This is a genomic window from Vallitaleaceae bacterium 9-2 (genome assembly GCA_038396585.1).
In the GTDB taxonomy this organism is placed as follows: domain Bacteria; phylum Bacillota; class Clostridia; order Lachnospirales; family Vallitaleaceae; genus UBA1351.
Genome location: CP121691.1, coordinates 1128957 through 1142479 on the forward strand (window position 1 = coordinate 1128957; position 13523 = coordinate 1142479).

The following is a 13523-nucleotide window of genomic DNA, read 5'->3' on the forward strand; positions in this document are numbered from 1 at the left end:
ATGTATATCCTAGGAATTGATCAAAGTACTTCGGGAACCAAAGCTGTACTTGTCGATGTCAAAGGCCGTATTGTATATAAGGATATGCTAGAACACCGGCAATATTATCCAAAACCTGGATGGGTGGAGCATGACCTGGAAGAAATCTATACGAATGTGGTAACTTTGATTGGTCGTGTCATAGAAAAAGTCGATCCAGGTGAAATTATGGGACTATCCATCACGAATCAGAGAGAAACGATTGCCTTTTGGGATGCCAAGACAAAAAAATCCTTGTGCCATGCCTATGTATGGCAGTGCCGACGCGGCTTAGAGATCTGTCAAGACTATAGCGAGAGAGGCTATGATGAAATTATTGAAAAAAAGACAGGGCTTAAACTAGATACGTATTTTTCGGCGAGCAAAGTAAAGTGGGCAATGGAACATGAGGCTAAGGTTAGGAAAGCAAAAGAGCAAGGTACCCTCCGTGTGGGAACGATAGATGCCTGGTTGATTTTTCGCTTGACGCAGGGAAAAGTTTTTGCAACCGATCATACCAATGCGAGTCGGACCATGCTCTACAACATTGAAACATCTGACTGGGATGAGGAGCTGTTAACCCTTTTTGGTGCACAACGAGGGATGATGCCATGTATTTATCCGTCCAATGGAAGCTTTGGACGTGTAGAAGCGCCGGAACTTTTGAAGATAGGCGGATTGCCTATAGCAGGCGTTATCGGTGATAGTCAGGGCGCCTTATTTGGACAGTTATGTTTTGAACGCGGGATGGCTAAAGCAACCTATGGAACCGGATCTTCCGTGATGATGTATACCGATCAAGAGCGAATTCGCTCGGACAATGGGTTGGTGACTTCGGTGGCGTGGGCTATGGATGATCAGGTATACTATGCGATTGAAGGACTCATCAATTCGTCAGGCGATACATTAAAATGGGTGAAGGAAAACTTGGGGCTCTACCAAGAGGATGTCCAAGTGGAAACGATGATCCAGAGCTTGGATTCCAATGAAGGCGTTTACATTGTCCCGGCTTTTGTTGGGTTAGGCGCCCCTTATTGGAAAGGGGATGCTAAAGCTTCAATTGTAGGTCTTTCGCGTAAATCCCACCGGGCTCATATTGTTCGTGCGGCAGTAGAGTCGATGGCTTATCAGGTATCGGATTTGATTCATTTGATGGAACGAGATGCTAAGATAGATGTTGCTACACTTAATGCAGATGGCGGGCCAACAAAGAATAAATTCTTGATGCAATTACAGGCGGATGTCATAGGGGCAAAGGTTCGCTGTATTGAAAAACAAGAATTATCTGTCATGGGGGCTATATATCTTGGAGGGCTAAGCCTTGGTGTATGGCAAGACTTTGAAGCCTTAAAGGCGCTGCCTATGCAAGAAACCATCTATGAACCGATGCGTTCAAATCAGGAGGTCAAAGCTCTCCTTACAGGGTGGCATGATGCCATTGAGAGTGTCTGTTAAATGAAGGCGTAAATAAACAATGACTAAAATAAAAAAGGTCCGGTACAATCTGTACTTGACCTTTTTTTGTTGCGTTTATTGAACATGAATAATGATCCGCTGATAGCGTGTGAGAGCCGGTACGCCATCATCAGTGACTGCAAGGATGATATGGATTGAACCGGTACGAAAAACACGTTCAGTGGGGATGTCAAACCATGCTTCTTTTTCCGTGTGTTGATGAATCGTAATAGGTTGACCGCTTGTAGCAGATGAAGTGGAAAAACTTCCGGCCTCGGGATAATAAAACCATTCATAGCTTAAGTTGTCACCATCGGGATCATATGAACCTTCGGCGTTTAAGGTGATGGTATCGCCTAATTTGGCGTGTAAGACACTGGGGTGGGCTAGTTTTGGGACAGGGGGATGATTGGCGTCTTCATAGTTTGGGGTGACGCTCCAATCCATGCGTGCACGAAAATCATTTTGATAAGCGCTTCGCCAACGCCAAATCGTTGCTTTGTTAGAGGTATGCCAGAAATCATCCATACCAAGGACTTCGTCGCAGGCATCAGAGTAAAAAGGGCGCGTCTCAGGGGTTAAAAAGTGTTTTTGGGTAGGTGGTTGATAATACTCGTAACGTCCACCCCAACTGCCCCATTCTGGATGCTCGCTATCGCCTAACCCATTTTGGACTAAAAATAAAAAAGTGGGTGTGTCTCCTTCCATCAAAAATTTGGATGAAGGATATACGGCGCCTAGAGGACCTTTGGATTGAATGTGTTCTTCCAGCCATGGGTTATCTACAAGGGAAAAATCGGCACCACAAAAACGTCCGTGAAATCGATCGCCACTAATGCCGCTCCATGTGCCAAGGTGGTAGGCGCCACCGGCGTGAAATCCAGGGCTTGCAATGTAGTGAAGATCAGGGAAGGTTGCGCGCATCCAGGGACCGGAATCGTCCTGATCTGATATAGTATATACTCTTAATTTAGCGATGAGCTCCTTGAGTTTGGTCGCGCTGACGTCGGCTTGGAGTTGCCATAAGGTTTGAGCTAACACATTTGGACCGCCCCAGACTAAGACCCATAAAGGGCGAGGGTCATCCTTGAGCAGGCATGCACGTAATAAGTCGGAACCGGACGAGTTTTTACCTTCGCCGACAGCATTCATACCGTATTCTGGCAAGCCTTCTTTAATAATCGATTCAAGATAGTCGGCAGTTGGATAGCCATCTTCGTGGACTAAGAGGTTATCCCGGACAGAACGGTAAGCTTTAACGATTTCTTGAATTCGCCACGGTGCTGTTTTGTCTTTAAGATGTATTGAGGTCGTTGCAACGAGGCCTTCTACATCCCACTGATTCGCATAGGTGAGAAAGCGGACTAGAGACATAGCATCATCCGGTTCGTTTTCGATGTCGGTTAATACGAAGATGCGTGGTTTGGGTGGTGTATGACTTTGATTTAACATAAGAACCTCCAAATTTTAGTGAAATTAAATTAATATACTTAAATTCTATAGGTCTATATAGGAAAAGTCAACTAAATATAAGAAAAAAACCCCAAAAAATTGAAAATACTTGACTAATTCACTGAAAAAGAATATAATTTTAACTAAATATTTAATTAAATAAATTAAGTATATGCAAAAGGGGGTTGATTGTGCGAGCGAAGGATATAGCAAAAAATCTTGGAATATCTGCGGCAAGTGTATCACTTGTTATGAATAATAAACCGGGGGTAAGTGATGCGACCCGAGCAAAAGTGCTAAAAGCAATTCAAGAAACGCAATATGGTATGGGGATAAAAAAAGTATCTTCAGATAAAACAGTGCTATTCTTAGTTCATCGTAACATTGAGTTGGATGAAAGCAGGGTGCCATATTTTTCACAAGTTTTTGAGCAGGTGATGATTGGCATAGAAAGTGGCGCAAAACAAGAGCAATGTAAAGTGGTTATTCAATACATAGATAATATATCCATACAAAAATTTGTTGAAGATCAAGTGCCGGCTAACATTGATGGAATCGTTTTATTGGGTACAGAAATTCGACAAAAATATGTACAAATGCTTTTAAAGTTGGATATACCTATTATTCTTATGGATAATTACATGTACAATCTTCCGATTCATTGTGTTGTAATCAATAATGAACAAGGGGTTCAACTAGCGATTAATCACTTCATTGAAAAAGGGCATGCTTCGATTGGCTATGTTCATGTAGCAGATAATGCGAATAATTTTCAAGAACGCTACTTTGGATTTATGCGTTCCATGCAACAATGGAAGCTGGAGATTGAACCTACGCATATCGTTTTTCTAAAAAGCGATAGTAACCAGACGTTGTATCAACAAGTGCTGGAAAAACTAAGTGGAATATGTTCTTTGCCGACAGCTTTTTTTGCCGATAATGATATTGTTGCCATAGAGGCATATAAGGCGCTGACCCAATTAGGGTATACGGTCGGAGAGGATATATCAATCATCGGATTTGATGATATTGCCTATAGCCAAATAATGAATCCCCCATTAACGACGATTAAATCTCCCCAATATGCCATGGGTAAAGTGGCGGTTAATATGTTGATGCGTCAAGTGGAAAATTCGCTTTTAGGCATCCAAAAAGTAGAGATTATGACCTCTGTCGTATCGCGTCAGAGTGTAAAGCAAAGGAGAAGATTATGTTAACAGATACAAAAAAATCAAAATACGCAAAGATTCATTCACTGCCTCATGATGCAGTTACCTGGACACAAGGATTATGGGCAGATAGTGTAAAGGTATGTGCCAAAGCAACCGTTCCTCAACTAAAGAAAATGTTTGATGATAAAGAGGTCAGTCATGTCGTTGAAAACTTTCGAATCTGTGCTAAAGAGGTAGAAGGGGAACATGCAGGAACCGTATTTGGTGATGGGGATTTTTACAAATGGATGGAAGCGGCGCTGTATTCTGCGACGCGCTACAACGACCAAGCATTATTAGAAGAAATTGATGGATACATTGCCCTGATAGAACGTGCTCAGCAACCGGACGGATACCTATCAACAAAACAGATTATCGGTGAGATGAATCAAAATGGTATTGCTCGCATGGGTGATATTAACGATTTTGAAGTTTATAATTTTGGGCATCTATTTACAACAGCTTGTCTGCATTATCGAATGACCGGTAGCAAACGCCTCTTAAATGTAGCCATTCGTACGGCGGACTATCTAGAACGCTTATATATAGAGGCTGCACAAAAAGGAGAAGTACAAACCGCAGTCTGCCCATCCCATTATATGGGGTTAATTGAGATGTATCGAACGACCCAAGATGCAAAGTATCTAAAACTTGCAACAACGGCGATTGAACTAAGAGATTCAGTTGAAGATGGAACAGATGATAACCAAGATAGAACGAAGTTAAAAGAACATGAAAGCATTATCGGACATGCGGTCCGTGCAAATTATCTCTATAGCGGTGTTGCAGACCTCTACTTAGAAACGGGAGACTCTGAATATGTAAAAATGCTGGATAAGGTGTGGCATAGTTTGGTCAACCATAAGATTTATATTAATGGTGGATGTGGAGCGCTCTATAACGGTGTCTCTCCTTATGGGAACTTTTTTGTCGATCAAAAAGTTCATCAAGCCTATGGATATGAATATCAATTGCCAAATATTACGGCGTATAATGAGACATGTGCCAGTGTTGGGCTAGTGATGTGGGCACATAGAATGTTTGCAATAAAAAAAGAAGCGCATTTTTATGATATGTTGGAAAAAACTATGCTAAACCTCAACTTAGCAGCGATTAGTTTAGACGGTCGTAAATATTTTTATGAAAACATGTTGCGTAGAACCAAAGAGTTGAAGTATGAACTGGTGTGGCCATTGACACGTACGGAATATATTACAAGTTATTGTTGTCCTCCAAATGTCGCACGTGTGATTGCCCAAAGCACGGAATATGCCTATAGCACTTCGAAGGACACGGTTTATGTGGGCATGTATGGGGCAAACACGGCGACAGTAGCTTTAGATGAACAGACACAATTTTATGTGGAGCAAAAGACCGATTATCCCTATCATGGTCGGGTAGAATTTAATGTACGACCTGTTACCAATAATGAGGGAGCCTATATAGGCGTGAGAATACCTAGCTGGGTCCAAAAGGGATATATTCAAGATGGATATGGTAAAAGGATAATACTAGAAGCTAAAGATGCCAACACATTTGTCCAAGTAGCCTTGGCTGGGAATGTGGAGACGAAGATTGAAGTGTTTTTTGACATGGACGTTCGTCTAACAACCGCTCATCCTATGGTTGAAGAAGATACGAACCAAGTGGCTGTTGAAAAAGGACCGCTTGTATATTGTGTGGAATCATTTGATATTGATGTGGCAACCGTTGATGATATTATGCTCACGCCGGATGTCAATTTTACAGAACACACATATACGATTATGGATCGAGACGTTATGGCGCTAGAAGCGGATGTTCTTGTTATGAAGCGACCTGAAAAAGAACGGGATAGCTTGTATCAAACCTTAGATTTTCAAGGTTTTGAACGTAAAAAGATGCGGATGATTCCTTACTTTGCATGGGATAATCGCGGGGTTGAAGAGATGAAGATATGGCTTCCGATTACGTTTCCATATGAAAAACTCTGACATAATATAAGAAATGAGAGACTATATTCTTAAAATAGAAGATGGTAAGATAAAAATGTAGTTAAATTAACTTAATATATTAATTTGGAGGGAAAACAATGAAAAAGAAAGTATTGGCACTTGTTCTTATGTTATGTCTTATGACAGCGGCATTTTCAGGCTGTGGCAAAGACGAAGGAGCGCAAAGTAATGAAGGAACATCACAAGAATCAAATCAAGGCAGCTCAGATAATGTGAATACGTCGGATTTTACAGGCGAAGATCCACAACTTGAAAAGCATATTAAGATTTTATCCATATGGGCTGAAGATAACGATAATGGTATCCTTATTAATAACATTCTTCAAAGATATCAAGATGAAGTCAATCCAAACTTCTCTTATGAATATGAGTTGGTATCAGCAGACGATATGAAGACAAAGATTGCTACATTGGCTTCATCCAATGACTTGCCGGACTTTTTTGCCTATGAATCCGGAACACCGCTAAAAGAGTTGGTTGATGCTGGCAAAGTTCTTGATATCGGTTCAGAACTTGAGCGTATCGGAGCTATGGACATGATGAATCCATCGGCAGTATCCTTGCTTAAAAACCTTGCAGAAACCAACGAGCTTTATGACTTACCTCTTGGATTAAATATTGAAGGTTTTTGGTATAACAAGGCTTTGTTTGAACAAGCAGGTGTTGAAGCACCAGAGACTTGGGATGAGTTTGAAGTGGTTTTAGAAAAGTTACATGCGGCAGGCATTCAGCCATTATCTTGTGGAGCAGGTGACAAATGGGGCGCAACACGATTAGTTAATGCCTATACAGTACGTCTACTCGGAGAAAATGCAATGACTGCAGCAGCCAATGGCGATGCAAAATATACAGATGAAGGTTATGTAGAAGGAGCCGCTAAAATCCAAGAATGGGCAGAAAAAGGCTACTTTGGTCAAGGGGTAACAACAGTAGATATGAATACAGCAGGAACAATGTTATGTTCTAGTCAAGCAGCGATTTTCTATAATGGAAGCTGGTTTACATCGAACTTAAACGATCCTACATATAACTTACAAGGTGAAGAAGGAATCGGATTCTTTAACATTCCTGTAGTGGATTCGAAGGTGAGCGATAGTAATTCATATTCAATGAACTGTGGTAACATCTTAGCGATGGACAAAGAAAAGTATGATGATGGTACGGCGTGGTTCTTAAAGTATTTTGTTGAAGAAATCGGCAATGAAGCTATGAGTACTCAAGGAACAGTTAAAGGGTATGTATATACAGTAGAAGAAGGCGAAATGACACATTATACGAGTTTGGTTTTAGATAAAATCATGAATGCAGAAACAGCTTTTGCATGGTATGAAGCGAAAATGAGTTCAGAAGTATCAACGGTTGCTCAAGAAAATGTACAGACGCTCATTAATGGGGATATGACTCCGCAAGAATATATGGAATCTATTCAAGAAGCGTATGATCTTAGTCGTTAACAACATGTAACATAAAGGTGTCAGTGGTCTGCATTGACACCTTTATTATAACAGAAAGATGGTGTATTCATGAACAAAGTACTTAGTAATAAAAAGGCGATTGCAATTTTTGTGTTGCCGCCGTTAATTTTATATTCGATTTTAGTAGCTCTGCCGGTGGTATGGTCCTTCTATTATTCGTTTTTTTCAGGGACACCTGGGTTAAAGTGGGAGTTTGCAGGTATTGCCAATTATATCAAATTATTTAAAGACAGTAACTTTAAAGCGGCATTATGGGTCAATATTCGATATATAGCGATTGTTATGTTGGGACAAGTTGGTTTAGGACTTGCGCTTGCGCTGATGTTTGAGTTTTGGTTAAAACGCTTTAAGAGTTTAGTTAGAACCCTTGTGTTCTTTCCGGTGGTATTACCAACGGTAGCTGTTGGACATTTGTTTGCAAAGATATATGAGATTCAGCCAAACTATGGTTTGCTCAATAGTGTGTTGTCGGCTGTCGGTCTTGAAAGTTTAGTCCAACCATGGATTGGTCAGGCTTCAACAGCGTTGTACTGTTTGATTGCCATGGACATATGGGTGGCTATGGGATTTTATGCCATCATTTATTATGGAGCATTGTTAGATATTCCTGGAGACATCATTGAAGCTGCAAGCATTGACGGATGTAATGGGCGACAACTTTTTCGACATATTATTGCACCTCTACTAAAACCTGTAACCATTACATGTCTTGTGTTTAGTTTTACAGGAACAGTAAAAATGTTTGAATCTGCCTTGGCCTTAACGGGTGGAGGTCCTGGAAATGCAACCAAGTCCTTATCGATGTATATGTATAACGTCGCTTTTGGATATAACAATATGGGCTATGGAAGTGTCATCGCCATTTTTGTATTTGCGCTATGCTTTGTAGGATCGAAACTCATTCGTAGATTTGACGAAAGCTATTAGGAGGATAGGATGAAAACATTAAAAAACATACTCATAAAAATGCTGATTTTTATATTGTGTCTCATTGAGACATATCCTATTTTTTGGATGTTGACGGCATCATTTAAACAACAACATGAATGGGTGTCAAAACCGGCATATGCACTAAATAGCGGATTTCATTTTCAAAACTACATCGATGCATGGACCAGAGGGCATATGTCTACTTATTTTTTCAATAGTTTGGTTGCCACCCTTGTTGCCTTGTTTTTTATCGTGTATTTTAGTGTGACCGTTGGTTTTGCATTGACAAAAATGCGATGGAAGATGCGAAAGAAAGTAGCGATGTTCTTTGATATGGGAATCATGGTTCCAATAGCAACAGCCCTTATTCCTTTGTTTCAAATATATAATAAAGTAAATCTATTAAATTCACGTACAGGTTTAATCTTAGTGTATATTGCCTTTGGGCTTTCCCTATCATTTTTCTTGGTGACGAGTTATATGCGTGCGTTGCCACAGGAAATACTTGAGGCAGCAGTTATTGATGGATGTGATATATATCGGCTGATGTGGCATATCGTGATGCCGCTTATGAAAAATGCAGTGATGACGATTCTTGTGTTGCAGTTTTTCTTCAAGTGGAACGATCTATTATTCTCCATGACCTTTATCAGTTCGTCCAATTTAAAAACGATTCAAACCGGACTCTTATACTTTGAGACGGAATTTGGTGCGAAAAACTGGGGAGCTATTTTTGCTTCTGTATCGATGAGTGTCATGCCGCTTTTATTTATATACATTTTACTCAACAAACGTGTTATCGAAGGATTGACCTCAGGAGCAGTTAAAGGATAAAAGGAGCGAAGATGAATATTCAGGAGTTAAAAACATACCAATATATTAAGGACAATATGGATAAGATATTTAAACAACCACGAGGGTTTATCCGCTATCCGTTTATTGATCCGGGATCTGTGTATGATGGAAACGTATGGGATTGGGATACTTATTGGTCAGTATATGGTTTGATGTCTTTTTCAAAACATTATCAAGATGCGGCATTTGATGAGCAACTTGAACGTCACAGCAAAGGTAATGTGTTGAATTTTTTTGACCATCAACTGGAAGATGGCTATATTCCTATGATGATTGAAGTGGCTGATTGGCCAAGACCTTATTTGAATATAAAGCATAAAGAAGGCCATATTCTGAATATGCATAAGCCTTTTTTGTGTCAGCAAATTGTTTTGATTAGTGAGTTTTTTGACGGCTATAGTTGGGTTGCAGATAAGCTTGGACAGCTAGAAAAATATTTTGAATGCTATGATACCCATTATTTTTTTGAAGACAAAGGTCTATATGTATGGGCAGATGATATCATGATCGGCATGGATAACGATCCGGCGACCTTTGGACGTCCTAGGTTCTCAACGGCCAATATATACCTTAATAGTTTTATGATTCTCGAATTTGAAGCGATGATTACTCTATTAAAAGCCTTGAATCAGCCTCAGGAGATTATTGAGCGATTTGTTACAAAGAAAAAGGCTCTTGCTGAGGTTATTGAAGAAGAATGTTGGGATTCTAGGGATCGGTTTTTCTATTCGGTGGATGTGGATATTAAGACGCGACCTTTTGAATGGATACATCAGGGATTGGGAGTCTTTTGGAAGACGTTGCCGATTAAGATTCGTACTTGGTCCGGATTTTTACCCTTATTAGCTCAGATAGCATCACCTGGACAAAGCGAAGCGCTCATGGAACATGCAAGAGATCCAGAGACGTTTTGGAGTCCTTATGGCATTACGACGTTGGCCAAAGATGAGAAAATGTTTGACTTAAGTATAACCAATAATCCGTCAAACTGGCTTGGACCGATATGGCTCGTGGCTAACTATTGTGTCTTTAAAGGATTGCTAAATTATGGACATAGGGATGAGGCGACATCCTTGGCAGCTAGGACATTAAAACTTTTAGAAGGGGATATGCAAATGACAGGATGTCTACATGAATATTATGACCCCTATACCGGAAAACCGATTATGAATGGTGGATTTGTCAATTGGAATATATTGCTGCTCAATATGATTGATGACTTATCTGAACAGGGTATTGACCTTTTGGGGACAATGACTTTGACATAAGAGCGTGATACAATATACCTTAGAACTTAAAATGTAGATGTAGAAAGGGTTTAAGGTTATGGGTAAGATCAGAAGGTATCTTAAGGAACTAAAAATTCGACAACAAGTGCTTTATGCCATGATAACGATTGCTGTTTTGTCTTCGATGCTTCTTGGAGTGGTTGCGTTTAATATTTCAAAATATATTATTGAACGCAACTATAAAGAAGCCTATACCTATAATCTTGACGTGTCGTCAAACATTGTTGATATCCAGCTAGATAATATTATTGATTCTGTGCGAAACTCTTTGCTTGACCAGCGTATTATGGAGGTTCTTAAAAAAGCACCGCAAGGATATTCGGGAAAACTTTTTTCCAGTGTGGATGATCTTGAGCTATCAAGAGCTTTAACTGAACTTGCAGGTCTTTATACAGAAGTTGAAGGGATTTCGCTTATTAGTACAGATGGAAAAGCAAAATTTTATTATAAACGTAATCGAAGTGGAGATTTTCAAAAGTATTATAATGAGATCGATATCTTAAATGAACCTTGGGTTTTGGAGACCAATGCGCTTGAAGGAAAGGAACGCTTCTATAGTTATGATGTTTTGTTGGGCAAGAGTAAGCCCTATTTTTCCATGACAAAAAAGTTGATTGAACCTTTTAGCGGAGAGTTTGTGGGATATATGGTTATTAGTCTGCGCCATAATATTTTTGAAAAAGCTTTTGGAAAAGGCATTGAGCGTTATGCGTCGGTGAGCTCCATGGTTGTAAGTCCCATGAGCGACCATGCCATTGTTTTTATCAATGGTGATGCGATGCGTAAGGAAACCATAGCGCAAGCCTATTTAAATAAAGAGACCCAGTCGTATTTATTTAGTTCTTCAAAAAATCGAATAACTGGATGGGAACTCATTAATGTAATTGATAAAGAGGATCTGGAAAAGGATAGTCTCTATATTGGGATGCTTATTCTGATCACATTATTTATCCTTATTTTAATGAGTATATTTATTGCTCGTAAAATTGCAACCCATATCTATCGTCCGCTAAATCAGTTGGCGACAGTCATAGAAGAGGTCGGTGAAGGGAATCGCGATATACAAGAGCAGTTTGATACCACGGAAATAGGAAAGCTTGGGCATAAGTTTAAAGAAATGGTCAATAATAACCTTGAACTTAGAGAGCGTCTGTTGAGTGCACAGCTTCATGAAAGAGAGTCCGAACTCTTACTTTTACAGGCGCAGATTAATCCCCATTTTTTGTATAACACCTTGGACTCGTTATATTGTATGGCGATGATTGAAGATAATGAAAAAATCGCATCCATGGTTGAATCTTTATCCAATATCTTCAAATTAAGTTTGAATAAAGGTAAGACCATGATTAAAGTTTCAGAAGAGATACGACATATTCAAGAATATATGGCGATTCAGAACTATCGTTTTAATGGGCGGTTTGATTTGCAGATTGATATTGATGAAGCGTTGTTAGATTACGAGATGATTAAGCTGATTTTACAGCCGTTTGTCGAAAATGCCATCCTACATGGACTTGAAAAAAAACTTGGGCCTGGATGGGTAAGGATTGAAGGACGATTGATTGATGCAAAGGCTATGTGTTTTAAGATTATGGATAATGGTGTTGGTATCGCAGATATGGAACGCATCCGACAAGGTTATGGAATACAAAATGTTAAAGAACGCATCCGATTATGTTATGGAGAGGGATATGGCGTTGAGGTCAGTTCGAAAGTTGGCTTTGGCACAGAGGTATCCCTGATTATCCCATGGAATATAGAGCTGCATAAGGAGGATGGACATGATTCGATTAGCGGTATTTGATGATGAATTTGTGGTAGTAGAAGGCGTGAAGGCGATTTTGAAAAAAATGGGTCTAAACTATGAGGTTGTCGGAACGGCTAATGATGGTTTATCAGCACTGGACGTGATAAAAAAAGTTCAGCCTAAGGTGATTATGACAGATATTCGCATGCCTGGGATTGATGGTTTAGAGATGATAAAACGTGCCAAGCAGATTAACCCGGATGCAGTTTTTATTGTTATCAGTGGATTTCAAGAATTTGAATATGCCAGAACAGCCCTTGATCTTGGGGTTATTGGTTATATAGATAAGCCGATTACCAAGGAAAAAATTCGAGATATTCTAAAAAAGGCTGAAGGACAAATCCAAGAAGAAAAACATTATTCAGAAAAAGAAAAAGAGCAACTGGAACGACTGCACCATTTAACGGAAGAAATAACTAAAAAAATTCAATGCAATAAATCGGAGGACATCGATACGTCCATTAAAGAAGCGCTTCGCATTTTAGACATCCTCTATTCAGATTTGGATACATATAAATCTGAAAGCTATAAGCTTATATGTAGTTTATTAGGTGTTTTTTTTGACGGACATGCATCGTATGAAGTCAATCAACATTTTCCTTCATATAAGAACCTGGAATTAACACACTCAAAGCAAGAGGTTAACCGATATATGTTTGCAATTGCCGAAAGTATGATTAAAAAAATGGAAGCCCTTAAGGTAGGAAGTCATAACCAAACGATTTTGAAAGTTTTGGGATATATAGCAGAAAATTACGCCGAGGATTTTGGGTTGAATGAGCTGGCAGACATGGTTAAGGTAACGCCAAGTTATTTGAGTCAATTATTTAAGGAAGAGGTTGGAACAAGTTTTATTAAATATTTGACGAAGTTTAGAATAAATAAGGCGAAAGAATTATTGCTTCAAGGAGAAAAAGTAGCCAATGTAAGCCATGCAGTGGGGTATAGTAATTATCGCTATTTTTGTGAAATATTTAAACGTTATGAAGGTAAGACACCAAGTGAATATAAAGGTGCACGAAGAGAAGCTGACTAGG

10 protein-coding genes are annotated in these 13523 nt (G+C 39.5%); 9 read left to right on the top strand and 1 reads right to left on the bottom strand.

Features of this window, described 5'->3' with window-relative positions; all coding sequences use genetic code 11:
- The gene (gene glpK, locus QBE53_05245; GenBank protein WZL82513.1) at positions 1-1473 is read left to right on the top strand and encodes a glycerol kinase GlpK; all 1473 of its coding nucleotides are present in this window, start codon (positions 1-3) and stop codon (positions 1471-1473) included.
- Positions 1474-1548: 75 nt separating this feature from the next.
- On the opposite strand, the gene QBE53_05250 is transcribed toward glpK, so the two are convergent.
- A complete protein-coding gene (locus QBE53_05250) occupies positions 1549-2925 on the bottom strand; it encodes a DUF1593 domain-containing protein (GenBank protein WZL82514.1) in 1377 nt (458 codons plus the stop codon).
- A gap of 191 nt (positions 2926-3116) precedes the next feature.
- Here QBE53_05250 and QBE53_05255 point away from each other — a divergent pair, with 191 nt between their 5' ends.
- The 8 genes from QBE53_05255 (at position 3117) to QBE53_05290 (ending at position 13522) form a co-directional block, all read left to right on the top strand.
- A complete protein-coding gene (locus QBE53_05255) occupies positions 3117-4142 on the top strand; it encodes a LacI family DNA-binding transcriptional regulator (protein ID WZL82515.1) in 1026 nt (341 codons plus the stop codon).
- Positions 4136-6109: a glycoside hydrolase family 127 protein gene (locus tag QBE53_05260; protein WZL82516.1), complete on the top strand. Its 1974-nt coding sequence runs from the start codon at positions 4136-4138 to the stop codon at positions 6107-6109. Before QBE53_05255 ends, QBE53_05260 begins: the two co-directional genes overlap by 7 nt.
- A 98-nt stretch (positions 6110-6207) precedes the next feature.
- A complete protein-coding gene (locus QBE53_05265) occupies positions 6208-7584 on the top strand; it encodes an extracellular solute-binding protein (protein WZL82517.1) in 1377 nt (458 codons plus the stop codon).
- Between the two features lie 69 nt (positions 7585-7653).
- Positions 7654-8532, top strand: a complete 879-nt coding sequence (locus QBE53_05270) for a sugar ABC transporter permease (protein ID WZL82518.1) — start codon at positions 7654-7656, stop codon at positions 8530-8532.
- Between the two features lie 9 nt (positions 8533-8541).
- Positions 8542-9369: a carbohydrate ABC transporter permease gene (locus tag QBE53_05275; protein ID WZL82519.1), complete on the top strand. Its 828-nt coding sequence runs from the start codon at positions 8542-8544 to the stop codon at positions 9367-9369.
- Positions 9370-9380: 11 nt separating this feature from the next.
- Entirely contained in the window at positions 9381-10658 is a 1278-nt protein-coding gene (locus tag QBE53_05280) for a trehalase family glycosidase (protein WZL82520.1), read from the top strand.
- 58 nt (positions 10659-10716) lie between these two features.
- Positions 10717-12483, top strand: coding sequence for a histidine kinase (locus QBE53_05285; GenBank protein WZL82521.1), 1767 nt, complete (start codon positions 10717-10719; stop codon positions 12481-12483).
- Positions 12461-13522, top strand: coding sequence for a response regulator (locus tag QBE53_05290; protein ID WZL82522.1), 1062 nt, complete (start codon positions 12461-12463; stop codon positions 13520-13522). The genes QBE53_05285 and QBE53_05290 overlap by 23 nt, the downstream gene beginning before the upstream one ends.
- The last annotated feature ends 1 nt before the right edge of the window (position 13523 follow it).

Excerpts from the sequence above, each read along its gene's own strand:
- glpK (WZL82513.1), top strand. The coding sequence starts at position 1 with ATGTATATCCTAGGAATTGATCAAAGTACTTCGGGAACCAAAGCTGTA.
- QBE53_05250 (WZL82514.1), bottom strand. The coding sequence starts at position 2,925 with ATGTTAAATCAAAGTCATACACCACCCAAACCACGCATCTTCGTATTA.
- QBE53_05260 (WZL82516.1), top strand. The coding sequence starts at position 4,136 with ATGTTAACAGATACAAAAAAATCAAAATACGCAAAGATTCATTCACTG.
- QBE53_05265 (WZL82517.1), top strand. The coding sequence starts at position 6,208 with ATGAAAAAGAAAGTATTGGCACTTGTTCTTATGTTATGTCTTATGACA.
- QBE53_05270 (WZL82518.1), top strand. The coding sequence starts at position 7,654 with ATGAACAAAGTACTTAGTAATAAAAAGGCGATTGCAATTTTTGTGTTG.
- QBE53_05275 (WZL82519.1), top strand. The coding sequence starts at position 8,542 with ATGAAAACATTAAAAAACATACTCATAAAAATGCTGATTTTTATATTG.
- QBE53_05280 (WZL82520.1), top strand. The coding sequence starts at position 9,381 with ATGAATATTCAGGAGTTAAAAACATACCAATATATTAAGGACAATATG.
- QBE53_05285 (WZL82521.1), top strand. The coding sequence starts at position 10,717 with ATGGGTAAGATCAGAAGGTATCTTAAGGAACTAAAAATTCGACAACAA.
- QBE53_05290 (WZL82522.1), top strand. The coding sequence starts at position 12,461 with ATGATTCGATTAGCGGTATTTGATGATGAATTTGTGGTAGTAGAAGGC.